The sequence below is a fragment of the Cupriavidus pauculus genome (genome assembly GCF_022179805.1).
GTDB classification, from domain to species: domain Bacteria; phylum Pseudomonadota; class Gammaproteobacteria; order Burkholderiales; family Burkholderiaceae; genus Cupriavidus; species Cupriavidus pauculus_E.
In genome coordinates this window covers 418,686-444,260 of record NZ_BPUO01000005.1, presented here as the reverse complement: position 1 = coordinate 444,260, position 25,575 = coordinate 418,686, and the positions used below count along the sequence as shown (strand labels likewise).

Below are 25,575 nucleotides of genomic sequence, written 5' to 3'. Positions count from 1 at the left end.
GCGAATTATTTGTATTTAGAATGTCGGGCGCCATCAGAAAAACTGCAGAAAACAGGAGAAATATGAAAAGGGGTAAAAACGGCGGGTCTGCCCAGACCCAGGGGAGCCGTCAAGCGTTCGCGCTGACCGCGCTGGCATTGGCCGTATCGATGCAGGCTGCATATGCGCAGACCACCACGCAGACCGCCACGCCGGCAGCCACCGGCGAGGCCACGCTGCCGACCGTCAGCGTGCGCGCCGACACCGTGGCCGAGAACTACGGCCCGGTTGGCAAGAAATCGACGTCGGGCACCAAGTCCGACGTACCGATCGAGGACACGCCGCAGTCGATCAGCGTGATCACCGCTGACCAGATCCGCAGCCAGGGCTCGACCAGCATCGAGGAATCGCTGCGCTACAGCGCCGGCGTGCGTACCCAGCCGATCGTCGACACCCGGCGCGGCACGTTCTACATCCGCGGCTTCAACGCGGCGCAGAACGGCCAGTACCTGGACGGCCTGAAGCTGCCATGGTCGGGTGGCTACGGCTACTGGGACATCGATCCGTACAGCCTGGAGCGCGTGGACATCGTGCGCGGGCCGTCGTCGGTGCTGTATGGCCAGACGTCGCCGGGCGGCCTGGTGAACCAGGTCAGCAAGCGTCCGCAGGCCGAATCGTCGAACGAGATCAACCTGAGCTTCGGCAACTACGACCGCAAGGAAGTATCGGGTGACTTCACCGGCGCCCTGGACCAGGACGGCAAGGTGCTGTACCGCCTGACCGCGCTGGCACGCGACAGCGGCACGCAGACCGACAAGGCCGGCGACGACCGCCTGTTCATCGCGCCGCAGATCACGTGGCGCCCGAGCGCGGACACCAATTTCACGCTCTACACGCAGATCTATCACGACAACGCCGGCAACAGCGCCAACTTCCTGCCGGCGCTGGGCACCATCACGCCGCTGGCCAACGGTTCCAAGATCCCGACCAGCCTGTTCACGGGCGAACCGGGCTTTGACCGCTTCAAGCGCGAGCAGTACATCGCCGGCTACGAGTTCTCGCACCGCGTGAACGAGACGCTGACGCTGCGCCAGAACCTGCGCTACGCGCACCAGTACGTGAGCTACGAGAACATCGGCAGCAACAGCGGCCTGGTGGCCAACCCGCCGAATGGCCCGTACCTGCTGCGCCGCCTGGGCCTGCGCTCGACCGAATCGTTCGATGTGTTCACGGTGGACAACCAGGCACAGGTCAAGGTCAAGCATGGCATGTTTGACCACACGATCCTGGCCGGCGTTGACTACACGTACTCGCATTTCGACCGCCTGCTGGGCCAGACCGCGGTAACGCCGGCCAACGGCATCAGCACGGCGACCACCGAGCCGGCGCTGAACGTCTTCAATCCGGTCTACGGCAATTTCGTGCGGACGGCCTACCAGACCGACAGCGACGTGCGCCGCAGCCAGATCGGCTTCTACCTGCAGGACATGCTGCGCGTGGCAGACCGCCTGGTGTTCCAGGCAGCCGGCCGCTACGACAAGGCGCGCGTCGATACCGATACGCGTACCATCGCCACCAACGCCGTGGCCAACACCGGCACCAACGACGGCAAGTTCACCGGCCGTGCCGGCGTGCTGTGGGAAGGCCCGTACGGACTGTCGCCGTACTTCGCGTACTCGACGTCGTTCGAGCCGACCGGCGCCACCACGCTGTATGGCGGCGGTTCGCCCAAGCCCACCACCGGCAAGCAGTACGAAGCCGGCCTGAAGTTCCAGCCGGTGGGCAGCCGCAGCTTTGCGCAGTTGTCGCTGTTCAACCTGACGCAGCAGAACGTGCTGACCACGTCGCCGGTTCTGGGCCAGTTCTCGCAGATCGGTGAAGTGCGGTCGCGTGGCGTGGAACTGGAAGGCACGTGGGCTGTGACGCCGAACTTCAACGTCCTGGCGTCGTACACCTACACCGATGCCGAAGTGACCGAAGCCGGCCCGGCCGCGCCGAACGCAGGCAAGACGCCGCAGTACATTCCGAAGCACATGGCTTCGCTGTGGGCGGACTACCGCCTGGGCAGCGACTTCGGCTTCCTGCAAGGGGTGTGGCTGGGCGGTGGCGTGCGCTACGTGAGCAAGACCTACGACCAGACCAACGTGACGACGGTGCCGTCGTTCACGCTGTTCGACCTGGCCGCGAGCTATACGTTTGCCAAGCACTACACGCTGCGCCTGAACATCAACAACCTGCTGGACAAGACCTACGTGGCGGCGTGCGACAGCGCGACCAACTGCTACTACGGCCGCCGCCGCACCATCATCGGCACGGCCAGCTACCGCTGGTAAGCAGCACCTGACGGCCCGCCCGCAATCCGGGGCGGGCCGTTTTGCTTTGCAGGAGTACAAGAACATGAAAGCCCCCACGCTACGCATCTGGTACGCGATCCACCGATGGACCAGCCTGCTCTGCACGCTGAACCTGCTGGTGCTGTGCGTGACCGGCCTGCTGCTGATCTTCCACGAGGACATCGACGCGCTGCTGGGCCAGGAACACCACGGCCAGGTAGCCGCCGAGCGCACCGTGGCCTTGCCGGCCGAGCGTCCGTCGCTGCAGTCGCTGGTCGATACCGCGCAGGCTGCCCATCCGGGCCAGGTCACCAAATCGATCTCGTTCGCCGATGACGATGCCGACGCCGTGGGCGTGCGCGTGGGGCCGGCGGGCGAGCCCAAGCTGCGCAATGGCACCACCACGCAGTTCGATGCCGCCACGGGCGCCACGCGCAAGCCGGGGCCGCCGGGCGAGACCTTCAGCGGCTTTATCCTCAAGCTGCACCTGAACCTGTTCCTGGGGCTACCGGGCCAGTTCTTCATCGGCTTAATCGGCGTGCTGTTCACGCTGAGCCTGATCAGCGGCCTGGTGGTGTATGGCCCGTTCATGCGCAAGCTGGCCTTCGGGCTGGTGCGTTTTGGCAAGCCGGTGCGCATCGTGCAGGCCGACCTGCACAACCTGTTCGGCATCGTCGTGATGGTGTGGGCGCTGGTGGTGGGCCTGACCGGCACCTTCCTGTCGTTTTCGCCGCTGATCATCGGCGTCTGGCAGAAGACCGAGCTGCAGCACCTGATTGCCACGCTGCCCGGGCCGACGCCGCCGTCGCTGGTGCCGGTGGACCGCGCGCTGGCGGCCGCCAACCAGGCCGTGCCGGGCAAGGACGCGGCCTTTGTGTTCTATCCGAATACCGAGTTTTCCACGGGCCGCCACTATGGTGTGGTGCTGCGTGGCCATACCGAACTGCAGAAGCGCGTCTACGCGATCGTGCTGGTGGATGCCGGTGACGGCAGCGTGGCCGCCGTGCGCGGCATGCCATGGTATCTGCAGGTGCTGCTGCTGTCGGCACCATTCCACTTTGGCGACTACGCGGGCCGTCCGCTGCAGATCCTGTGGGCGCTGCTGACCCTTATCACGGCCGGTGCCACGGTGACGGGCTTCATCTTCTGGCTCAAGCGCCCGCGCCGCAGCCGCGAGGACGCGCGCTCGACGCTGCCGCCGCAACTGTCCGGAGACCAGGCATGAAGCTGATCGACGATACCTGGCCGATGCCCGCGCTGCTGGGCGTGCTGTCGCTGGGCGGCCTGGCCGCCGGCATTTTTGGCGATGGCGCCTGGGACGCACTGTGCTGGGTCGGCCTGGGCGTGCCCGTGGGCGTTACGGCGTGGTGGCTGTGGCGTCAGTGGCGCGCTCGCGGCGCGCAGCGATAGCCGCCACGCGCGGACACGTGCCGCAATGCCCTTCGCCGGGCAGGCGATAGCTAAGGCAGCAGACGCGCCGTACCGGCGCCACGCCGGGCGTCTCCGGTTCCGTGCCGGGTCGGAACGCACCGTGCAGCGGATTCTGGTAGCCATCGGCCGATACGCCGTTGCGGATCCACGCCAGCAATTCCGCACGGCGTTCGGCGCCAAGCGCCGGATGCGCGGCGAGCTGGCGGGCAATGCCGTGCGCGGAGACGCCGCCCGTACACCACAGCAGCCGCTGCGATGCGCGGCTCGCCACCAACAGCGCCTCCACCAACTGCGGCAGGTGCACATCCATCAGCGGTGACAGCAGCGCCGGCAGGCTCTCTTCCGTACTCTTTCCCACATCGACCAGACGTAGCGCGGCGAGCAGGCCGTCGTCGCCGATCTCGATGCCGGCCGTGTCGAACGGCAGCCGGCGCCGGAATACCGTGGCGGCGACCAGCGCACCTGGCAACACCGCCTTCGTGTAATCCCGAAACCAGGCCGCCGCCAGCGCGCGGGGGTCGTCGCAAGCCATCGTCCGCGCGCAGCGGGCCAGTGCCTCGGCCGACCATGCTGCGTGCGTGGTCGGCACGCCGCCGGCGTGCAGGCGGTCGCCGAAGGGTCGCAGCGGGCCAGTGAAGAAAGGGGCAAGAAAGTCGAGCATGCGGGTGGATGGCCGGGCGAAATCGGGGATCGGGGCCAGTGGCGCGCCCGGGTTTCCGGCGGCACGACTGGCCCATTACGCATGACGAGCCAGGGCCGCAGGAAATTAACTTTCCGCCGGGGCCACGCGTCTTTCAGGACAGGATCCGCCCTTACCCCTCGTCCGCATGTCGCTAATCGCCTCCCTGCCGCGCAAACTGCGCATGACCATCGTGCTGGCCGCTGCTGCCAGCCTTGCCGCCGGCCTTTGTGCCGTGAGCATGGTCGCCCTGATCAACCGCGTGCTGGCCACGCAAGGCGCCGACGCGCCCCGGCTCGCCTTGCCGTTCGCGGCGCTGGCAATCGCCGTGCTGGCGTGCCGTACGCTGGCGTCCACGCTGTTCGTACGCGTGAGCCAGAGTGCACTGGCCCGCATTCGCGCACAGATCTGCGAGCGCTTTATCGGCGCCCCCTATCCGCATATCGAACAGACCGGCAATGCACGCGTGCAGGCCGCGCTGGCCGATGACAGCCAGCACGTGGCCAATGGCCTGTCCGTGATTCCGGTGGTGCTGACCAACGCCATGGTCGTGCTGGGCTGCCTGGGCTACCTGGCCTGGCTGTCGCTGCCGACGTTCGGCATCGCGTGCGCCATCCTTGGCATCGGCTCGTGGGTCTACCACCTGAACCACCGGCGCGCGCTGGTGCACCTGAAGAAGGCGGGCGCCGCGCAGGACGCGCTGCACGGGCAGTTCAAGGCGCTGGTGTCCGGTGCGCGCGAACTGAAGCTGAACCACGGCAAGCAGCAGAGTTTTCTGCGTGACAGCCTGGGCGCCACGCTCGAAGCGGTACGCAGCGCGCGCACGCGCGGCCTGTCGATCTTCTTCGTCGCGCTGGGCTTTGGCAGCTTCCTGTTCTTCGCGGTGATCGGCGGCGTGCTGTTCTTTCCGCGCGCCACGCCGCTGGACCCGGCCGTGATGACCGGCTTCACGATCATGTTCCTGTACATCATGTCGCCGCTGGAGTCGCTGCTCAACGCGCTGCCGGCGCTGAGCATGGGGCGCGTGGCCTATGCCCGCATCGAGGCGCTGGGCGCCGATGCCGACCCCGAGGCGCCGCCGCGCGCCACGGCCAGCACGCCGTTTGCTTCGGTGGCGCTGGACGGTGCCAGCCATCGCTACTTCCACGAGGCCGAGAACAGCTTCTTCGCGCTGGGTCCGGTCGATCTGACGCTGCACGCCGGCGAAATCGTGTTCCTGGTGGGTGGCAACGGCAGCGGCAAGACCACGCTGGCCAAGCTGATCGCCGGGCTGTATCCGCCGCTGGCCGGTCACCTGCTGCACAACGGCAAGGCCGCCGATGCGGCGCACCTGGCCGACTACCGCGCGCTGTTCTCGGCGGTGTTCTCGGACTTTCACCTGTTCGACACGCTGCTGGCCCACGACCCGCAGGACGAGGCGCTGGCCAATCACCTGATCCAGCGCTTCCAGCTCGGCCACAAGGTGGCCGTGCGCGACGGACGCTTCACCACGCAGGCGCTGTCGCAAGGCCAGCGCAAGCGGCTGGCGCTGATCGTGGCCTGCCTGGAGCGGCGCCCGGTGCTGATCCTGGACGAATGGGCCGCCGATCAGGACCCGCTGTTCAAGGACATCTTCTATCGCGAAGTGCTGCCGGAACTGCGCGCGCAGGGCAAGGCCGTGCTGGTGATCTCGCACGACGACCGCTACTTCGACCTGGCCGACCGCATGATCAAGATCGAGAACGGGCAGATCGTGGCCGATTCGGCATCGCACGCTGCGCATGCCACGCCCACCACGCCATCGCCGCTGGCAGTGGCCTCCGCCGCCTGACCTACCTACACCGGAGACGCGCCAATGCCGCTGCATCCCGACCTCGAAGCCCTGCTGGACATGGTGGAGATTGCCACCGCCACGGGCAAACGCCCGGTCATCCATGAACTGACGCCCGCGCAGGCGCGGCGCGAATTCGACGAGGCGTCCACCGCGCTCGATCTGCCGCCCGAACCGCTGGCGCGCGTGGAAGCGCTGCAAATCGCCACGCGCGACGGCTCGCACATCGATGCGCGCCTGTATGCGCCGCGCGCACGTGGCGACGGCCCTGCCCTGCCGGTGCTGCTGCATTTTCACAGCGGCGGCTTCACGGTGGGCAGCCTCGACTCCCACACCTCGCTATGCAGCGCGCTGTCCGCACGAACGCCCTGCGCGGTGATATCGGTGGCCTACCGTCTGGCGCCGGAGCACAAATTCCCGACTGCCGCGCACGACGCCATCGATGCACTCGCCTGGCTTGGCACGCACGCCGCCGCGCTGGGGCTCGACCCTACACGGATCGCCGTGGGCGGCGACAGCGCGGGCGGCACGCTCAGCGCCATGCTGGCGCTGGCCGCACGCGACGATCCAAGCCTGCCGCAGCCGTGCCTGCAGGTGCTCTGCTACGCGGGGCTGGGCGGCGACACGGATAGCCCATCTCATCGGCAATACGGGCAAGGCCATCTGCTCGATACCGAGACCATCGACTGGTTCTACAACCAGTACCTGCGCGATGCGCAAGACCGTCAGGACTGGCGCTTCGCGCCGCTGCGCGCGTCCGATCATCGGGGCGTGGCACCGGCCTGGATCGTGCTGGCCGAGTGTGATCCGCTGTGCGACGAAGGCCACGCCTATGCGCGCAAGCTGGCCGATGCCGGCGTGCCCGTGACGGTGCGGGAGTACGCGGGCATGGTCCACGAGTTCCTGCGCATGGGCAACATCGTGGCCGAGGCAGCGCAGGCGCACGAAGACATCGCGCGGGCGCTGGCCGGTGCGATGTACGCCCGCAAAGCCCACGAGCAACTGGCAGCCGCCATCTAAATTCGGCGCGCCCTGCATCGTCACGACAACAACAACGCATCGTCAGGAACACACCCATATGCCGACTCAGCTCACGCCTTTCTCACGCCACCTGTCCTTCGCCGCCCAGCCCGCGCTGCGCTGCGAAAGCCGCCTCGACGGCAATGTGCTGACCGTCACGCGCGACGGCCACCAGCCGGCCCGTTTTTCGTACGACGGCGCCACGCTGCGCCTGCTGGACGGCGATGCCGACAGCCAGGCACTGGCGCACGCCACGATGGCCGCGCTGGACGCCGCGTTCGCGCACGGCGCGCCATACACGCTGCGCGTTGAGGTGGAATCGCGCGCCGCCACGCGCCGGCTGCAGGACGCTGGCGTGCTGACGCGCGCCAACGTGGCGCAGGCCAGCCAGTTGTGGCAGCGTGCCGAGCTGTACATGGCAGCGTCGGCCGGCGCCTATCCGCTGCAGTACACGATGACCGGTGCCAGCCGCCATCCGCTGCGCCCGCCCAAGCCGGCCGGCGTGGTGTACGCGCGCCATATCCCCTGGCTTGGCAAGACGCTGACGCTGCGCGCGGCCGAGCTGGAGCGCGACCTGCCGCTGCTGCACCGCTGGATGAACGACCCCGACGTGGCCTACTTCTGGAACGAGGAAGGCGACGAGGCCAAGCATCGCGCGTACCTGCAGGGGTTGATCGACGATCCGCACATGCTGCCGCTGATTGCGGCGTTCGACGACGAGCCGTTCGGCTACTTCGAGGTGTACTGGGCCAAGGAAAACCGCATCGCCCCGTTCTACGACGCGCAGGACCACGACCGTGGCTGGCACGTGCTGATCGGTGAGCCGGCGTTCCGGGGCAAGGCGTTCCTGACCGCGTGGTTTCCGGCTATCCAGCACTTCCAGTTCCTGGACGATTCGCGCACGCAGCGCATCGTGGGAGAGCCGCGCGCCGACCACGTGCGCCAGATCGCCAACCTGGACAAGGCAGGCTTCTCGAAGATCAAGGAATTCGACTTCCCGCACAAGCGCGCCATGCTGGTGATGCTGCTGCGCGAGCGGTTCTTCGGCGAACACCTGCTCTTGCCGGCCCCGGCGGCACCCTCGACGCCCGACGCACCGCGCGCCTGACCTATCCGTACCGAAGGGGCGTGCCCCTTCCCTCCTTCCGACTTCAGCTTAGGACCGAACCCATGACGCTTCGCGACATCTCTCCCGCCGTCCACGACCTGATCGGCATCGGCTTCGGGCCGTCCAACCTGGCCCTGGCCATCGCGCTGCAGGAACAGGCTGGCGCCGGCCGCCCGCTGGACGCCCACTTCCTGGAAAAGCAGCAGCACTACCAGTGGCACGGCAACACGCTGGTGTCCCAGAGCGAGATGCAGATCTCGTTCCTCAAAGACCTGGTGTCGATGCGCAATCCGACCAGCCCGTACAGCTTTGTGAACTACCTGCATCGCCACGGGCGCCTGGTGGACTTCATCAACCTGCGCACGTTCTACCCCAGCCGCATGGAGTACAACGACTACCTGCGCTGGACGGCCAGCCACTTCGCCAGCCAGTGCAGCAACGGCGAGAGCGTGCAGCGCATCGAGCCCGATGGCAAGGCCGATGGCGGCCGCATCGACCGCGTGCGCGTGGTGTCGGTGGACGCCCAGGGCCGCGAGCGCGTGCGCGTGGCGCGGTCGGTGGTGCTGTCCACGGGTGGCACGCCGCGCATTCCGGAAGCGTTTGCCGGCGTGCGCGACGATGCGCGCATCAGCCATCACAGCGGCTACCTGAACTGGATCCTCAAGCAGCCGTGCGCAGAGGGCAAGCCGATGCGCATCGCCGTGATCGGCGCCGGGCAAAGCGCGGCCGAGGCGTTTATCGACCTGCACGACAACTATCCGTCGGCCAAGGTGGACTGGCTGGTGCGCGGCGCGGCGCTGAAGCCGGCTGACGACAGCCCGTTCGTCAACGAGATCTTCGCGCCGGCCTACACCGACGTGGTGTTCGAGCAGACCCAGGCCGGCCGCGACCACCTGATCGACGAATACCTGAACACCAACTACTCGGTGATCGACGCCGACCTGATCGAGCGCATCTACGCGATGCTGTACCGCCAGAAGGTCAGCGGCCAGTTCCGCGTGAACCTGTTGACGTGCAAGGCCGTGCAGGCCGCCCATGGAGGCGCCCACGGCGTGGAGCTGACGATTGCCAGCACTGCGCCCAGCACGGCGGCCACCGCCGATTGCGAGACCCGCCGCTACGATGCCGTGGTGCTGGCCACCGGATACGAGCGCGAAAGCCATCGCCGCCTGCTGGCGCCGCTGGCTGGCTATCTGGGCGACTTCTCGGTGGATCGCAACTATCGCGTGCAAACCGCGCCGGAACTGGCCGTGCCGGTGTACCTGCAGGGCTTCTGCCAGAGCAGCCATGGCCTCAGCGATACGCTGCTGTCGGTGCTGCCGACGCGCGCCGAGGAAATCGCGGGCGCCATTCACGACGCACTGCACCCGGGACGCGGCTGGACCGCGCAACCGGTTCAGGCCGGCGGCAGCCAGGCCATTGCGGCCGCGTAGCCGGCGGGCGCCTGCAGCCCATAGAGCTGGATCCGCGCCAGCGCGGCCGCATGCGCGGCCATCGGCGCGGCGCCCTGCCCCGGCTCGGGCAGCACGGCGTGGCGGCGCACAGCGCCGTCGGCGCCAGGCACCACCGACACATGCTGAAGGTGATCGGCAATGCCAACGCCCAGCGCCTTCAGCAAGGCTTCCTTGGCAGTCCAGAGTGTGAAGAACCCGTGCCGCCACGCCTGTGGCGGCAGCGATTCCAGCCAGGCACGCTCGCGCGGCGTCAGGCAGTGCTCGGCCATGCCGCGCAGCGTGTCGCGGTCCAGCGCCGGGTCCATCCATTCGATATCAACGCCCACCTGTTCACCACCGCCCGGATGGGCCTGCGTCAGCGCAATCCAGGCGTGATCGCCCGCGTGCGACACGTTGAAGGCCGGCGCCCCCGGCATCGACAGCACCGGCTTGCCGTGCGGCCCGGCTTCCAGCATCAGCGCTTCCGGCGCGCAACCAAGCGCCTGCCCCAGCAACCGGCGCAATGCGGTGCGCGTGGCGGCAAAGCGCTGCCGGTCGGCCGGCCGGCGTAGCGCGGCGACGTGCGCGCGCTCGGCGGCGCTTAGGCAGTCCGTCGCCATCTCCCCACTGCTGGGGGCTTCCAGATCGAGTTGCCAAAGCGCCACCTGAGGCACCGGGCTGGGCAGTTGCCTTGGGATCCACATCGCGGCGAAGGTCAAGTTTCGAACGTCCATCTAAGCCAAGACGAATGGGCCTTCTGGATATTTAGTCCGCCGGCCGCGTCTTAATCCGCGCTTAAGACGAGCGACGTGCCGTGAAATTTAATAGCTCCCACATCCTGAAACTGTGACAAAAATTGCACCTATAGTAACAACAGGGTTACTTTTTAGTTAATTGACACTCATTCTCATTCTTATTAACGTACGTGCTCCGCATTACATCAACGTAATGCTCAATGGAGCCGCCCCCGTGATTCCCGCTACAGAAATTGGCAACCGCCCGGCGCCGCCCATGGGCGGAGAGACGCTGCTTGGGCTGTTCATGGAGAACCGTCGCGCGCTGGTGGGCGCCGCCGCGCGCATCGTCGGTTCGCGTGACATGGCCGAGGACGTGGTGCAGGACGCCTTCCTGCGACTGCGCGACGCCACCGACGACGGCGCTATCCGCTGCCGGCTCAGCTACCTGTTCCAGGTAGTGCGCAACCTGGCCATCGACACCTACCGCCGCCAGGCGCTGGAACAGAAATGGATGGCCCCCGAGGACGAGGGCATGGATGCCGCGTCGCTGGCTACGTCGCCAGACCTGATCGTCATTGGCAGGCAGGCGCTGTGCGCGCTGGCCGGGGCGCTGGCCGAATTGCCCGAGCGCACGCAGCGCGCGTTCGAGATGTGCCGCGTGCAGGGCATGGCGCAGAAGGACATCGCGTCGCAGCTTGGCGTATCGCCCACGCTGGTGAACTTCATGGTGCGCGATGCGTGCATCCATTGCCGTGCGCGGCTGACGCGGCAGCAGGCAATCTGACTGCTGGGGCTAGAATGGCGGCCCTTCTTCCGCGAAACACCGCAATACACCGCCCCATGCAAGATTCCGACATCACCGCCATTACCGAAGCGTTTGCGCTGGTCAGCGCGTTTGGCGAGGGCAAGACCCCGCGCTACAAGGTAGCCAGCGAGGCCGAGGCACTGAAGCTGGCCACCCATCGCCACTACAAGGGCGGCCTGTACCGGCGCATCTTTGAAGCCAAGCACAGCGAGCACGACGAAGTGCTGACCGTGTACGTCCATATCTGGCCGCACGACACGTCGCCGTGGGTGCGCCCGGCGGAGATGTTCCACGGGCGGCTTGACGACGAGCGGCTGCGTTTCGTGCCGCTCGCCTGAGGCAACGGCCGTCAGGCCGCCGCCGGCACCTGGAACGACGACACCGACGCGCGCAGCACATCGGCCTGTTCTTCCAGCGCCTGGGCGGCCGCGGCAGCCTCTTCCACCAGCGCGGCGTTCTGCTGCGTCATCTGGTCCATCTGCGTCACGGCCTTGCCCACCTGCTCGATGCCGGCGCTCTGCTCGCGCGACGCCGTGCTGATCTCGCCCATGATCGACGTGACTCGGCCCACGGCCTGCACGAGGTCCTGCATCGTGGTGCCGGCCTTGTCCACCTGCTGCGTGCCAGCTTCCACCTGGCTCACGGTGTCATTGATCAGTTGCACGATTTCCTTGGCTGCCGATGCCGAGCGTTGTGCCAGTTCGCGCACCTCGCCCGCCACCACCGCGAAACCACGGCCCTGCTCGCCAGCGCGCGCCGCTTCCACGGCCGCGTTCAGCGCGAGGATGTTGGTCTGGAACGCAATGCCTTCAATGACCGCCGTAATCTCCCCAATCTTGCGCGATGCATGCTGGATGCCGCTCATGGTGGACACCACGTTGCGCATGTCTTCGCCGCCGCGCGATGCGGTGGCCGACGCCGCGGTGGCCAGTTCGTTGGCCTGATGCGCGTTCTCGGCGTTCTGCCGCACGATGGCAGTCAGTTCCTCCATGCTGGCGGCGGTTTCCTGTAGCGCGCTGGCCTGCTGCTCGGTGCGTTGCGACAGGTCCAGGTTGCCCGCCGCGATCTGGCGCGTGGCCGTGGCGATGGCATCGCTGCCGCCGCGCATGGTCTGGATCGCCTCGATCAGGCCCGCCTGCATTTTCCCCAGGCCCTGCGTCAGGTCACCCATCTCGTCCTGGCTGGTCGTGCGGATCCGCTCTGTCAGGTCGCCCTGCGAAATCCGGCCGAAGCTTTCGAGCATGCGCACGAGCGGCTCGGAAATCGCGCGGCGCAAGCCGATGGCGCACAGCAGCGCGCCGACGATACCGATGCCGATGGCACCCACCACCATCCACAGGAAGCGCTGCGAGCGCTCGGTGGCGTGTTCGTACATGGCCTGCGCCTGATCGCTCTGGTTGCGCTCCAGCGCGTTCACCGCCGCCGTCAGCTCCACGAAGATCGGCGGGATCTTCGCCATCACCTGCGCGTCGATGGCGGCGGCGTCCTGGGCGCGCAGCGCAGCCACCAGCGGCTCCACGCCTTCCTTGAAGAACCTGCCGCGCAGCGCTTCCACCTTGTCGGACAGCGCCTTTTCCTCGGCGGACTTGGCCAGCGCCTGGTAGGCGCTCCAGGCTTTCTCGGATTTCTCGCGATAGGCGGCCGCCTTGTCGATAGTGGCCGGCACGTCGCCGGAATCGGGATGGAATACCGCGCGGTCCAGCGTAGTGCGCACTACCGCAGCGTTAAGTTGAGAAGCCGCCACAAATCGTGTGGAAGCGAGCTGGTTGGTGTAGATCTCGCGAATATCGGCAATCGAGGCACGCATGCCGAATACGCCGATGATGCCGATCAGGGTCAGCAGGGCGGCCAGGATGGCCAGGGCCGCGTTGAGGCGGAATCGAATCGAAAGTTTGCTTGGCATGGATGACAGGGCCGAGGGTCGATGCTGCAGCGCACTAACGGCTGGGATCGTTGATGGTTGTAGGCTCCAGACGTCATGTAGACATATGTAGACAATAAGACCATGGGATAAGTGGCCGATGCATTACATTGCAAACATGGCGGGTGGATGGTATCGTCCGCCGCCATGCAACAAGGCATGACACCCCATCAAATTCCGGCGTCCGATCTGGATGCCGTTCTCGCCCGCGCACGCGACGCATTGCTGGACAAGCAGGCCAGCGACGGCCACTGGTGCTTCGAGCTCGAATCCGACGCCACGATTACCGCGGAATACATCTTGATGATGCATTTCGTCGACGAGATCGACACGGCGCTGCAAACCCGCATGGCCCGCTACCTGCGCGCGCTCCAGCGACTGGACCGTCACGGCGCCTGGGACCTGTACTACGGCGGCGACGTGGACATCTCGTGCAGTGTCAAGGCGTACTTCGCGCTGAAGGCGGCCGGCGATTCGCCCGACGCCCCGCACATGGTGCGTGCCCGCGAAGCCATCCTGCAGCGCGGCGGTGCCGCGAAGTCGAACGTTTTCACGCGCATCCTGCTGGCCACGTTTGGCGAGGTGCCCTGGCGCGCCACGCCGTTCATGCCGGTGGAATTCGTGCTGTTTCCGCGTTGGGCACCGATCCATATGGATAAAGTGGCCTACTGGGCCCGCACGACCATGGTGCCGCTGCTGGTGCTGTGCTCGATGCGCGCACGGGCCAAAAACCCGCTCGGCGTGCACGTGCAGGAACTGTTTGTCACGCCGCCCGAACTGGAGACGGAATACTTTCCGCGCAAGACCGGACTGCAGGGGCTGTTCCTGAAGCTGGACCGCGTGGTACGCCACGTTGAGCCGCTGATCCCGCGCGCGCTGCGCCGCCGTGCCATCGAGCGCGCGGTACGGTGGAGCGAAGAGCGGATGAACGGCGAGGACGGCTTTGGCGGCATCTTCCCGCCCATGGTCTACGCCTACGAGATGATGGTGCTCAGAGGCTATGCCAAGGACCATCCGATGCGGCGCGACTGCATGGACGCGCTGAAGAAGCTGATCGTGCATCGCGACGACGGCATCTCGTATTGCCAGCCCTGCCTGTCGCCCGTGTGGGATACCGCATGGGCTTTGATGGCGCTGGAGCAGGCACCGGCCAGCGAGCGTTCGACGGCCGCCATCGCAAGTGGCTACGACTGGCTGGCGGCACGCCAGGAATTCGACCTGGTGGGCGACTGGCAACACAACGCGGCGCCCGGGACAAAGCCTGGCGGCTGGGCGTTCCAGTACGAGAACCCGTACTACCCCGATATCGACGATACGGCCGTGGTGCTGGCGATGCTGCACGCACACGGCAAGCGCACGGGACAGACCGCGCGGTTCCAGCCGCACGTCGACCGCGCGCTGGACTGGTCGATCGGGCTGCAGTCGAAGAATGGCGGCTTTGGCGCATTCGACGCCGATTGCGACCGCAACTACCTGAACGCGATTCCGTTCGCCGATCACGGCGCCCTGCTCGATCCGCCCACCGAGGACGTGTCGGGCCGCATGCTGCTGGCGATGGGCGTCACCAACCGCCCGCAGGACGCCACGTCGCGCGCACGCTGCGTCGACTACCTGCGCGACACGCAGCAAGCCGACGGTAGCTGGTGGGGCCGCTGGGGCACCAACTATATCTATGGCACGTGGAGCGTGCTGGCCGGCCTGGCGCTGGCCGGCGTGGACCGCAAGCTGCCGCTGGTGCGCCGCGCGGTGGACTGGCTGCGCGGCAAGCAGAACGCCGACGGCGGCTGGGGCGAGACGAACGACAGCTACCAGCACCCCGAACTGGCCGGCACGCACGACGCGGGTAGCACCGCCGAGCACACGGCCTGGGCGCTGCTGGGCCAGCTGGCGCTGGGTGAACACGAATCCGGATCGGTGAAGCGCGGCGTGGACTATCTGGTGCGCACGCAGGGCGAGGACGGTTTCTGGACCCATCCGTTCCACAACGCGCCGGGCTTTCCGCGCATCTTCCACCTCAAGTACCACGGCTACACGGCGTACTTTCCGCTGTGGGCGCTGGGCAGGTACCGGCGGCTGACGATGGGGAACAAGAAGACGGACGTGAAGCGCGCGGAAGAAGCTGTAGGCGTGTGAGGGGTCTTGCTCCCCTCTCCCGCCTGCGGGAGAGGGGGTGGGGGTGGGGGTGAGGGCCAGCGGCTCTGCTTGCCAACAGATTGCAATTTGAACCGCTGTGCCCTCACCCCCTGCCCCTCTCCCACTTCGCGGGAGAGGGGAGCCAAACAAACCACTCAAGCGGTGAGCTAGAAACCTACGCCGGCACCTGCGTAGCACCCGCCTGCTCGTCGGCGTATCGTCGTTTCGATACCGCCACGTGGTTCGCGAACACTGGCCGCAGTACTGTGAACGCCAGGAACGCCGCCAGCAAGTCCATCGTCGCCACCGTGTAGAGCACGGTCGACCACGTGCCCGTGGCTTCCATCATCAGGTTGCCGATCGGCACGAACAGCGCCCCGATACCCTTGGCCGTGTACAGCACGCCATAGATCTTGCCGATGTGCTTGGTACCGAAGGCATCGCCGGACAGCGCAGAGAACAGCGAGTAGACCTCACCCCACGCCAGGAACACCACACCGGAAAGAATCAGGAACGCGTACGGATTGCTACCGAAGTAGCCCAGCGCGATGATCCCGATGCCTTCCAGCGTGAACGCGATCACCATGGTCTTCTCTCGCCCGATGTTGTCCGAGATCCAGCCGAACAACGGTCGCGAGATGCCGTTCATGACCCGGTCGAGCATCAGCGCCAGCGGCAGCGCAGCCATCGTGAAGAAGTACAGGTCGACCTTGAACTCCTTGACGCCCAGGTCCTTGGCGATAACGCCGAGCTGCGCCACGGCCATCATGCCGCCCGTCACCACCAGCACGAACATCACCAGCATCAGCCAGAACAGCTTGGTGCGCAGCGCCTCGCCCAGCGTGTAGTCGCGCGTCGACTGGTAGATCTTGCTGGACGCCTTCACTTCGTTCTGCTTCGGCGCGCGCAGGAACCAGGCCGCCAGGAACGCCAGCGACCCTTGCAGGATGCCGAAGAACATGAACGTGTGCTGGAAGCCCTGCGACTCGATCATCGCGGCGATCGGCAGGATGGTGGCGGCCGAGCCGGCACCGTAGCCGCCCGCCGTCAGGCCCACTGCCAGGCCGCGCCGGTCCGGGAACCACTTGATCGCGTTGTTGATACAGGTGGCGTAGATCGAACCCACGCCCAGGCCGCCTACTGCGGCACCGACGTAGAAACCCATCAGCGTGGTGGCCTGCGAATTGATCATCCAGGCGAAGCCGATAAAAAGTGCGCCGAACGCCACCATAAGGCGAGGGCCGAATTTATCGATGAAATACCCTTCGATCGGTGCGAGCCAGGTCTGGACCAGCACGAAGATCGTAAAGGCGATCTGGATATTCGCCCGTGACCAGCCGAAGGTGTCCTGGATTTCCGGAACGAAAAGCGTCCAGGCGTACTGGATATTCGCCGTGGCAATCATGCAAACCACGCCTACCAGCAACTGGAACCAGCGTCTGCTATCGGAAACCTGAGGATTGGGGTGCAAGGCACCTGTCTGTGCATGAGTCATTGCGCGCTCCCTGATGTCGAATGGTCGGTATGTCGTGGGGATGCGGCTCGAAGCACTGGCACCGTGCATTCGAACCTGAAGGTAGTCGCAAGCATTTGCGTGTCTCCTGTGTCATCTTTCTTGTAGTTGTTTTGGTCTTTCCGGTTTCGCTTCTGAAACCCTTGCGCCAGGACCGCCATTGCTCAAACCACGAGTAGGTACCGAATGCGCGCCGAAACCCTTTGCCAGCCTTGGTTTCCAGGCAGTTGCCAATTTGGCTATTCGCGTTTCATCTGAAATCTCCTCCATATTTAAAATCCCGGAATGATTACAGGTTTGTAATCTTCGGCGTAATGTTCGCGTAATCGAGCGACGCGATGGTTACAAGGTATGTGATATGCCAGCATAGTCAAGATAAAGCGCTGGCAGGGTTTTCACCATGTCACCCGAGACAATTCATTACTGGGAAAAATCAACCGAAATGCATTAACAACTAGCGGTAATGCATGATTATGCGGACAAAAAAAAGCCCGCAGGCTAGCACAAGCGGGCGGAGGCGTGGTGCGTGACACCAGTTCGCAACACGTAGGCTCTAGTTATAGGTGAAGTTTTTAACGCCCATTACCGTTTTCAGGGTTTTCTCTTAATCAAAAATCATTACATTTTTGTCAGAAAACAATTTTTCCCATTGGCGAAAAGAAAATCGGCCAAATCCATTGCCGTGTTTGGCGGGCCTCCGTGCGATGCCGAACGCATCACTTGCGAAGTGTCGGCAAATGTCTGTCTTGTGCGAACAACGCAACAAAGGCGATGCATCGGCAAGGTTGTTTGACAGTCACCCGGCTTTTCTGTTACTAATAATGATTATCATTTGAGTGTCTTGATACCGCTGCATGACTAGCCGGAGGCTGCGTGTAGTCGACCGACGACAGCTAGATCATGAGTACGGCAGGCGCCTTTTACCCTTCGACCATCGAGTCGCTCTACTGCGACCACCATTCATGGCTCAAGGGCTGGCTGCACAGGCGTCTGGGCAGTGCCGAACAGGCGGCTGACCTGGCACAAGACACCTTCGTCCGGCTGCTCAACAGCGAGCGCATGCCCGCGACGCTGGACGAGCCCCGTGCCTATCTGACCACGGTGGCCAGGAACCTGATGTCGAATCACTGGCGCCGCGAGCAACTGGAGCGCGCCTATCTGGATGCCCTGGCACAGGCGCCGCGCGAAGTGGAGATTTCTCCCGAAGACCGCGCCATCCTGCTGGAAACGCTGCTGGAACTGGACCAACTGCTCGACGGCCTGCCGCCGTTGGTCAGGCAGGCGTTCCTGCTGTCGCAGCTCGACGGACAAACGCACGCACAGGTGGCCGAAGCCCTCGGCATCTCGATTCCCACGGTCAAGCGCTACATCGTCATGGGATTGCAGCAATGCTACTTTGCCGATCTCTCGTTCGCGGGCTGACGCGTGCCGACATCTTCCTGGTACCAGGCCACTGCCGAGGCCGCGACCATTCCCCCCAGCGTGGCCGAGCGCGCGCTCGAATGGCTGGTGGAATTGCAGGCCGACGATGCGACGCCGCAAGTGCGGCAGGCATGCGCCAACTGGCGCGCCGAGCATCCCGATCACGAACGCGCCTGGCAACGCATTGAATCCGTCCGCAACCGGCTGGACCCGCTGGCCCTGCCCGGTACGTCTAACCTGGCGCGCGCCGCGCTGTCCGCACCGGCCACCGGGTCGCGCCGCCACGCCATCAAGGCACTGGCGACGCTGGCCTTTGCCAGCGGGCTGGCGTGGACCGCACGCGAATACACGCCCTGGCGCCAATGGGTGGCGGACTACCGCACCGCCGTGGGGGAACGGCGCACGGTGATGCTGTCCGACGGCACGCAACTGATGCTGAACACCGACAGCGCCGTGGACATCCGTTTTGATGCCGTCGAGCGGCGCGTCATGCTGCTGTCCGGGGAGATCCTGGTCACCACGGCCAAGGACCCCCATCCGGCGCCGCGTCCCTTCCTGGTCGACACCACGCACGGCACGGCCCACGCGCTGGGCACGCGCTACATGGTGCGCCAGGCCGCCGCCGATACCGAAGTCTGCGTGTTCCAGGGTGCCGTGGAAATCCGCCCGCGCGACGCCGCAGGGCAGCCGCGTGTGCTGCAGGCCGGTACCTGCGCACGCTACACGGACATGGCTGTCTCGCCCGCCACTCCGGCCGAGGCGGCCCGCATCGCCTGGGCGGAAGGCTTCATCGTCGCCCGCAGCATGCGCCTGGACGCGTTCATCGCCGAACTGCGCCGCTACAGCCGCGCATCACTGTCGTGCGACCCCGCGATTGCCGGCCTCAGGGTTTCCGGGTCGTTCCCGCTCGACGACCCGGGCAAGGTCCTGCAGACCCTGGGCTCCACGTTGAACCTGCAGAAGGAGACCATGACCCGCCTCTGGGGCCAGGACGAAATCCGCCTGATACCGGCACCCCGCACCTGAGCGGAAAAAAAAGTCTGGCGGATCTGATCCGTTTTTGTTTTTCGCGGGTCAAGGAGGGCAAGAACGTCATCTCTCCTCCATTCCTCCATTCGAAAGGGTTGTACATGGGTCCGGTCCAGGCGCGCCAGCGTCAGTCAAATCGTGTTTTCCGCCGCAAGCTGCTGACGTCGCTGGTCGGCCGCATCGTCCTGGGCACCGCCGTCGCAGCGCCCGCCCTGATGGCGCCGGTTGTGGCGCACGCCCAGGCCGCCGCGCGCGCCTACAGCATTCCGGCGGGTTCGCTCGAAGACGCGCTGAGCCGCTTCGGGCGCGACGCCGGCATCATGCTGTCGTTCAAGCCCGAGATCACGGCGGGCAAGCAGAGCAAGGGCCTGAACGGCAACTACACGCCGCGTGCCGGCCTGGATACCCTGCTGGCCAACACAGGGCTGGAAGTGGCCCAGCAAGCCAACGGCAGCTACCTGATCAATGGTCCGGTGGCCGCCGGCACGGCGCCAGGCACCACCACCCTGCCCGTGGTCACGGTGTCCGCCACGGCCGCCCACGACCTGCCCGCCCCCTATGCCGGCGGCCAGGTGGCGCGCGGCGGCGGCCTGGGCGTGCTGGGCACGACCGACGTGATGGACCAGCCGTTCAGCACCACGAACTACACGAGCGAGATGATCGACAACACGCAGGCCAAGACGCTGGCCGACGTGGTGATCAACGATTCCTCGGTGCGTACGCTGACCTCGCGCGGCGGCTTCGGCGAGGACTTCCAGATTCGCGGCTACACGGTGTCGAGCAGCGACGTGGGCCTGAACGGGCTGTACGGCATGGCGTCGTCCAGCCGCATGCCCGCCGCCATCATGGAGCGCGTGGAAGTACTCAAGGGCCCCGGCACGCTGATGTACGGTATCGGCCCGAGCGGCAGCATCGGCGGCGCCATCAACGTAGTCACCAAGCGTGCTGGCGACGAACCGCTGACCCGCCTGACCACGACCTACGAGAGCAAGTCGCAGTTCGGCGTGCAGGCCGACGTGGGCCGCCGCTTCGGCGAGAACAAGGAATGGGGCGTACGCGTCAATGGTGTGTTCCGCGGGGGCGACACCACCATCGACGACGGACGCCAGAAGCTGGGCGTCGGCGCGCTGGCGCTGGACTATCGCGGCAAGAAGCTGCGCTGGTCGCTGGACACCTACACGCAGCACGAAGGCACCGACAACTTCCGCCCGCAGATCGGCTTCCAGGCCGGCGTGACGAAGATTCCCGACGCGCCGTCCGGCCATCGCAACTTCTACCCCGGTACCGAACTGGCGTTGCATGACACGGCTGTCATGTCGCGACTCGAATACGACATCCTGCCGAACCTGACCGTGTACGCAGCCGGCGGCTATCGTGACGGCACGGCCTACCAGACCTTCCCGCTGGGTCCGGCCAATGCGCAGGGCAACTTCAACGTCACGAACTCGTTCTACGATTCGTACAGCAAGACGTGGACAGCCGACGTGGGCGTGCGCTCGTCGTTCAGCACGTTCGGCATCGGCCATACGGTCACGGCCAGCTTCACGCGCCTGGATCAGGAACTCGGCAACGCCTACATTCCGTCGTTGGCCGCCGCGCAGGCATCGAACATCTACAACCCGGTACCGTTGACCCCAGTGGTGGGCAACCGCATCGACGCCACCAAGGCATCGGACACGGCGCTCACCAGCTTCACGCTGACCGACACGCTGGCCATGTTCGATGACCGCCTGCTGCTGACGGGTGGCTTCCGCCACCAGCGCGTGGCGCTGGACAACTTCAGCACCACCACGGGCGCCAAGCTGTCGAACTACGACGAAAGCGCCGTGTCGCCGGTGGCCGGCATCGTGGTCAAGCCGGTGAAGAACGTGTCGCTGTACGGTAACTTCACGTCTGGCCTGTCGCGCGGCGGCGTGGCGCCCACCACGGCCGCCAATGCGGGCCAGGTGTTCCCGCCGTACAAGTCGAACCAGTACGAAGGCGGCGTGAAGGTGGACTGGGGCACGATCTCGACGATCGTGTCGGCCTTCCAGATCGAACGCCCGAGCGCGGTGACGGACCCCGCCACCAACCTCTACAGCTTCGACGGCGAACAGCGCAACCGTGGTATCGAACTGTCCGCGTTTGGCGAAGTGGTGCGCGGCCTGCGCCTGATGGCCAGCGCCACGTTCTACGACGCCAAGCTGACCCAGACCGCCGGCGGCGTGAACGACGGCAACAAGGCCAATGGCGTGCCGAACAACACGTTCAACCTGGGCGCCGACTGGGATGTGCCCTGGGTGCCGGGCCTGAGCCTGAACGGCCGGGTCATCCACACGTCGTCGCTGTACTTCAACGCCACGAACACGCTCAGCATGCCGAGCTGGACGCGCTATGACATCGGCGCCCGCTACCGTACCAAGGTCATGGGCAAGTCGGTGGTATTCCGCGCCAACGTCGAGAACCTTTTCAACTCGAACTACTGGCTCGTCAGCGGCACTTACGCTACTGTTGCGGCACCGCGCACAGTATTCCTTTCCGCGCAGTTCGATTTCTGACGCCAACAAGAAGAGGCATGTTCCAGATGAACAAGACCATTTCCCTTGCCGCCGCCCTGCTTGCCCTGTCCGGCGCGGCCCACGCCCATCAGATCTGGATCGAGCAGCCGGCCGGGCAGCCGGCATCGATCCGCTTCGGCGAATTTGGTGAAAACCTGCGCGAGGTCTCGCCGGGCCTGCTCGACCGCTTCGGCACGCCCACGGCGACGCTGCTTGCGGCCAGCGGCGACAAGACCGCCAGTGGCGTGAAGACGGCCAACGGCTTCACGCTACCGTTCACGCTTGGCGAGCGCGACTCGCTGGTGGCCGAGGACCCACGGTATCCGCTGCGCACGTTCAAGCGCGGCGACACCGAAGTCACCAGCCGCTACTATCCGGCCGCGCGCTGGGTGTCCGATTTCACGGCCCAGCAGCCCAAGCTGACGCTCGACCTGGTACCCGCCGGCCAGCCTGGCGCATTCAAGGCGTTCTACCAGGGCAAGCCGCTGCCCAAGGCCAAGGTCCAACTGGTCACGCAGTCGGGCTGGGCCAAGGAAGGCCACACCGACGAACACGGCGTGGTGACGTTCGACATGCCGTGGAAAGGCATGTACGTGGCCGAGATCGCGCATAACGATCCGGCACCGGGCGAGCGCCAGGGCGCGAACGGCGCGGAAAAGTACACCACCACCGCTCACGTGACGTCGGTCACGTACATCAAGCGCGACGGCATCGAGCCGCTGCCTGCTGGCCCGGCGGCCACGCCCAACAAGTAAGCCAGGCCGGGCCGCCGGGTGGCCCGTGATGCTTACTTCTGCGCCTGCACCGCCTGTACCGCGTCGAGAATCACCTTGGCCACGTCGGCCGGACGTGATTGCTGCGGGACGTGGCTGGTGGGCAGCGTGGTCACTGTCGCGTTGATCCGCTTGGCCATGGCACGTTCCAGGTCGGGCGGGATCATGCGGTCGTTGGCGCTGACGATGTACCACGACGGCCGGCTGGCCCAGGCGGCAACCGTGGTCTTGTCGCCAAACGCCTTCGCCTGGATCGGGCCCTGGGTGGCAGCCATCACGCGCGCCCGGGCGGCGGGCACGTCCTGCGCGAAGTCGCTGGCCACGGCGGCCGGCGGCAGCGACAGGTAGCCGTCCTTGTCCGCCACCAGCTTGCCGATGCCCGGAGCGGGCGGGAACGCCTTGCCGGCTTCCTCGGTGGACTGGCCGGCTTCTGGCGCGAAGGCCGCCACGTAGACCAGCGCGGACACCTTGTCATTGGCGCCAGCCTCGGTAATCACGGTGCCACCCCACGAATGCCCCACCAGCACGACCTTGCCCGGCTGGCTGTCGATGGCGCGCCGCGTGGCCGCCACGTCGCCGGCCAGCGATTCCAGCCCGCTCTGCACCGCCTGCACCTTCACCCCCTTGGCCTGCAGCAGCGGGATGACGCGGGCCCAGTCCGAGCCATCGGCAAACGCGCCGTGCACGATCACCACCGACGGCTGCTGCGAGTCGGCGGCAAAGGCTGCCGTGGCGGCGCCCAGCCCCATGGCGGCCACGGCCACCGATGCAATCGTTCGTTTCCACATTGTTCAATTTCTCCCAGCTTGGTTGTTGAAGGCCGGAACGGGCCGCGCCTGCCGTGCAACGGCCAGGGCCATGCAGCAAGTGGCCACGGCCATGACTGCCGCGGCAAGCGTGAGCCCCTGGAGCGCGCCAGGCGGCAGCGACGAGAACGTGCCTCTCGCCAGCTGCAACACGATGTTGAATTTCGACATGGGCGGCTCCTGCCGGACCGGTTATTGGCGGCGCACCGCGCGCTTTTGCCATGGAGCCTATTGGAACGGTTGGACGTATCGCGTCCGTGTGGCGGAGACGGCCCTTACGTGTGGCGACGTATCGGATCTGCCCGTCGATACAGAACGGTACAAATCCCGGCGTGCCGTGGTGGCGGAGGGTTCAGATGCGTTTGGCCTGGGCGCGGAGCCCGGTGAAGACGCGTTCGACCACGTCCTGCGGAAAATCGCTTGGTAGCTGAGCGGCGGTGGCAGCAATCGCCGGCTCGACCGCGTCTTTCAGTTCGGCAAGGATTTGCTCGACCTCGTTGGCGGGCAGGCCCACCTGGCGCCCCTGCTCCAGCCATTGCCGGCGCATGATCTGCGCGATACGGTAGTGGTTCTGCGCGCCGCGCACGGCCATGGCCATGAGCGCCTTCTGCGGTGCCAGTTGATTTGCGCCAGTCCCCATGATCGGGAATGCGGAAAGCACGTCGTAGAGTGGCGTGGACCAGTAACGGCCGCCCGGCCCGATCGACAGGCTGAAGTTCTTGGCATGACCATCGGTGGCGGCCAGCATCCAGAACAGGATCTGCGTGCCGAAGAAGTTGCGCCGGTCTGGCTGCGGGGCTTCGGAGCCGGCCAGCACCGACATGATGTCGGCAATGCCCAGCCCGCCGTCGGCCTGGTACTTCGACAACGGCGAGAGCCCCAGCGCCTGGCAGAAGTCCTCCTGCGGCAGGCGGATGATCCAGCTATCGTCGGGCGCCAGGCGGCGGTCGAACCGTTCCACCACCAGCACCTTCTGGTCCTCGAACGTGCCGATGTCGCAGTCGGCGATCGGCAACCCGAAATTGCGCACAAGCTGCGCGCACAGCCATTCGTTCTCGACCGACGTGCGCATGTCGGCGCGCATGTTGCCCACCAGCCCCAGCGGCAGCTTGAGGATATGCGTGGTGGGCGTGCTGCCATGCGGCAGCAGCCACTGGCCGCCGTGATGCAGCAGCGCCGTCTTTTCCTGCGCGCCGGCGATCGACAAGCGCAGATCGGCCTCGTCGTCGTGCTGCCCCAGCGGCGCGTTGCGCGTAGCTCGCGCAGCAGCCGCGCGATGGCGGCTTCATCCATCGGCGTGCCCTGGATGGTGCGCAGGTCTTCGGGCTCGTCCCCCTCGGGCAGCAACTGCAATGCGCCAACGCAGTCGCGCCCCAGCGCGGCCAGCAGATCGAACGGACCCGTGCCCTGCGTGCGATGGCGTTGCGCCAGGCGCCGGCGGATGGCATCGCTGTCCGGCAGCAGATTGTCGAAGTAGTCGGTGACCACCCTGCCCCGGTATGGCGCGGCATCGGCGCGGAACGGCAGCGAGAGCGACAACGGCCGCCCCTGGGTGCTGTCCATCCAGCCTGCATCGTAGGTGAGCGACTCGCCGTCGGTACCGCGCTCCCAGGTACCGGTCAGCCAGCCATTCATCCAGACGCCAAGCCTGCGCCTGAGCGCGCGCCTGCCCATTACCAGTCCTCGCCTGGGCCAGGGTCCGGCTTGCGCCGTGAGGCCGGCTTGACCGCGGCCTTGACCGCCGACTTGACTGCCTTGACCGCCTTGGGTGTCCGGGCCACCGCCCCAGCCTTGGCTGCCGCGCCACGTTTGGCATTCGGCGCGGCACGCGGCGTCAGCGCGAGGTCCACTTCCAGCACCTGCAGCGCCGCCAGCACGCGCGCCATGCTGGCGCGGGCCGGATTTGCCTCGAGCCGCGCGTAGCTCTGCTGGGTGACGCCCAGGCGCGCCGCAACGTCCGCCTGGGTCAGGCCGCGCGACTTGCGCAAGCCCTGCAGTACGGGGCTCAACTGGGTCTGGATGCGAATGGGATAGGTGGTGGCCATGGAAGCAGCGCGGGGGCGGAATACAGCGGATGGGTTGTAAAACGCATTTACAACGGATAGG

General features: G+C 66.1%; 21 protein-coding genes and 1 pseudogene. 14 read left to right on the top strand and 8 right to left on the bottom strand.

Features of this window, described 5'->3' with window-relative positions; all coding sequences use genetic code 11:
- Positions 1-62 precede the first annotated feature (62 nt).
- The 3 genes from MFF62_RS13015 to MFF62_RS13005 all read left to right on the top strand — a co-directional run bounded on the left by MFF62_RS13015 (position 63) and on the right by MFF62_RS13005 (position 3,722).
- Positions 63-2,312 carry a TonB-dependent siderophore receptor gene (locus MFF62_RS13015; protein ID WP_238263525.1) on the top strand — a complete coding sequence of 750 codons (2,250 nt, stop codon included), beginning with the start codon at positions 63-65 and terminating at the stop codon, positions 2,310-2,312.
- A 64-nt stretch (positions 2,313-2,376) separates the two neighbouring features.
- Entirely contained in the window at positions 2,377-3,537 is a 1,161-nt protein-coding gene (locus MFF62_RS13010) for a PepSY-associated TM helix domain-containing protein (protein ID WP_238263524.1), read from the top strand.
- Positions 3,534-3,722, top strand: coding sequence for a hypothetical protein (locus MFF62_RS13005; RefSeq protein WP_238263523.1), 189 nt, complete (start codon positions 3,534-3,536; stop codon positions 3,720-3,722). Before MFF62_RS13010 ends, MFF62_RS13005 begins: the two co-directional genes overlap by 4 nt.
- On the opposite strand, the gene fhuF is transcribed toward MFF62_RS13005, so the two are convergent.
- Positions 3,670-4,404, bottom strand: a complete 735-nt coding sequence (fhuF, locus tag MFF62_RS13000; RefSeq protein ID WP_238263522.1) for a siderophore-iron reductase FhuF — start codon at positions 4,402-4,404, stop codon at positions 3,670-3,672. The two genes, MFF62_RS13005 and fhuF, sit on opposite strands and share 53 nt — an antisense overlap.
- Positions 4,405-4,606: 202 nt before the next feature.
- On the opposite strand from fhuF, the gene MFF62_RS12995 reads away from it, so the two are divergent.
- From MFF62_RS12995 to MFF62_RS12980, 4 genes are all read left to right on the top strand, one after another.
- The gene (locus tag MFF62_RS12995) at positions 4,607-6,232 is read left to right on the top strand and encodes a cyclic peptide export ABC transporter (RefSeq protein ID WP_238263521.1); all 1,626 of its coding nucleotides are present in this window, start codon (positions 4,607-4,609) and stop codon (positions 6,230-6,232) included.
- Positions 6,233-6,256: 24 nt separating this feature from the next.
- Entirely contained in the window at positions 6,257-7,252 is a 996-nt protein-coding gene (locus MFF62_RS12990; protein ID WP_238263520.1) for an alpha/beta hydrolase, read from the top strand.
- Positions 7,253-7,310: 58 nt separating this feature from the next.
- Positions 7,311-8,360, top strand: coding sequence for a GNAT family N-acetyltransferase (locus MFF62_RS12985; RefSeq protein ID WP_238263519.1), 1,050 nt, complete (start codon positions 7,311-7,313; stop codon positions 8,358-8,360).
- Between the two features lie 62 nt (positions 8,361-8,422).
- A complete protein-coding gene (locus tag MFF62_RS12980) occupies positions 8,423-9,793 on the top strand; it encodes a lysine N(6)-hydroxylase/L-ornithine N(5)-oxygenase family protein (protein ID WP_238263518.1) in 1,371 nt (456 codons plus the stop codon).
- Here the strand turns inward: MFF62_RS12980 and MFF62_RS12975 are convergent.
- On the bottom strand, positions 9,757-10,413 hold the full coding sequence (locus MFF62_RS12975) for a 4'-phosphopantetheinyl transferase family protein (RefSeq protein ID WP_238263517.1): 657 nt from the start codon (positions 10,411-10,413) through the stop codon (positions 9,757-9,759). The two genes, MFF62_RS12980 and MFF62_RS12975, sit on opposite strands and share 37 nt — an antisense overlap.
- 349 nt (positions 10,414-10,762) lie before the next feature.
- Between MFF62_RS12975 and MFF62_RS12970 the strand changes: the two genes are divergently transcribed.
- The gene (locus tag MFF62_RS12970) at positions 10,763-11,314 is read left to right on the top strand and encodes an RNA polymerase factor sigma-70 (RefSeq protein ID WP_283205338.1); all 552 of its coding nucleotides are present in this window, start codon (positions 10,763-10,765) and stop codon (positions 11,312-11,314) included.
- Between the two features lie 56 nt (positions 11,315-11,370).
- Positions 11,371-11,673, top strand: a complete 303-nt coding sequence (locus MFF62_RS12965; RefSeq protein WP_404990738.1) for a DUF1653 domain-containing protein — start codon at positions 11,371-11,373, stop codon at positions 11,671-11,673.
- An 11-nt stretch (positions 11,674-11,684) separates the two neighbouring features.
- On the opposite strand, the gene MFF62_RS12960 is transcribed toward MFF62_RS12965, so the two are convergent.
- Complete coding sequence (locus MFF62_RS12960) at positions 11,685-13,238, bottom strand: methyl-accepting chemotaxis protein (RefSeq protein WP_238263516.1); 1,554 nt, start codon at positions 13,236-13,238, stop codon at positions 11,685-11,687.
- Positions 13,239-13,415: 177 nt separating this feature from the next.
- Between MFF62_RS12960 and shc the strand changes: the two genes are divergently transcribed.
- A complete protein-coding gene (shc, locus tag MFF62_RS12955; protein WP_238263515.1) occupies positions 13,416-15,389 on the top strand; it encodes a squalene--hopene cyclase in 1,974 nt (657 codons plus the stop codon).
- 175 nt (positions 15,390-15,564) lie between these two features.
- Here the strand turns inward: shc and oxlT are convergent, their stop codons facing one another.
- Positions 15,565-16,884, bottom strand: a complete 1,320-nt coding sequence (oxlT, locus tag MFF62_RS12950) for an oxalate/formate MFS antiporter (protein ID WP_238263514.1) — start codon at positions 16,882-16,884, stop codon at positions 15,565-15,567.
- A gap of 918 nt (positions 16,885-17,802) precedes the next feature.
- Here oxlT and MFF62_RS12945 point away from each other — a divergent pair.
- The 4 genes from MFF62_RS12945 to MFF62_RS12930 all read left to right on the top strand — a co-directional run bounded on the left by MFF62_RS12945 (position 17,803) and on the right by MFF62_RS12930 (position 22,645).
- A complete protein-coding gene (locus tag MFF62_RS12945) occupies positions 17,803-18,324 on the top strand; it encodes a sigma-70 family RNA polymerase sigma factor (RefSeq protein WP_238263513.1) in 522 nt (173 codons plus the stop codon).
- A gap of 3 nt (positions 18,325-18,327) precedes the next feature.
- Positions 18,328-19,350, top strand: a complete 1,023-nt coding sequence (locus MFF62_RS12940) for a FecR domain-containing protein (RefSeq protein WP_238263512.1) — start codon at positions 18,328-18,330, stop codon at positions 19,348-19,350.
- 104 nt (positions 19,351-19,454) lie between these two features.
- Positions 19,455-21,890: a TonB-dependent receptor gene (locus MFF62_RS12935; RefSeq protein ID WP_238263511.1), complete on the top strand. Its 2,436-nt coding sequence runs from the start codon at positions 19,455-19,457 to the stop codon at positions 21,888-21,890.
- Between the two features lie 17 nt (positions 21,891-21,907).
- A complete protein-coding gene (locus MFF62_RS12930; RefSeq protein WP_238263510.1) occupies positions 21,908-22,645 on the top strand; it encodes a DUF4198 domain-containing protein in 738 nt (245 codons plus the stop codon).
- 32 nt (positions 22,646-22,677) lie between these two features.
- Here MFF62_RS12930 and MFF62_RS12925 read toward each other — a convergent pair whose 3' ends face one another.
- The 4 genes and pseudogenes from MFF62_RS12925 to MFF62_RS12910 all read right to left on the bottom strand — a co-directional run bounded on the left by MFF62_RS12925 (position 22,678) and on the right by MFF62_RS12910 (position 25,514).
- Positions 22,678-23,451, bottom strand: coding sequence for an alpha/beta fold hydrolase (locus tag MFF62_RS12925; protein ID WP_238263509.1), 774 nt, complete (start codon positions 23,449-23,451; stop codon positions 22,678-22,680).
- A 3-nt stretch (positions 23,452-23,454) separates the two neighbouring features.
- On the bottom strand, positions 23,455-23,640 hold the full coding sequence (locus MFF62_RS12920; protein WP_238263508.1) for a hypothetical protein: 186 nt from the start codon (positions 23,638-23,640) through the stop codon (positions 23,455-23,457).
- 181 nt (positions 23,641-23,821) lie between these two features.
- A pseudogene (locus MFF62_RS12915) lies at positions 23,822-25,143 on the bottom strand (type II toxin-antitoxin system HipA family toxin).
- The gene (locus MFF62_RS12910; RefSeq protein WP_238263507.1) at positions 25,143-25,514 is read right to left on the bottom strand and encodes a helix-turn-helix domain-containing protein; all 372 of its coding nucleotides are present in this window, start codon (positions 25,512-25,514) and stop codon (positions 25,143-25,145) included. The pseudogene MFF62_RS12915 and the gene MFF62_RS12910 overlap by 1 nt, the downstream one beginning before the upstream one ends.
- Positions 25,515-25,575: the final 61 nt, after the last annotated feature.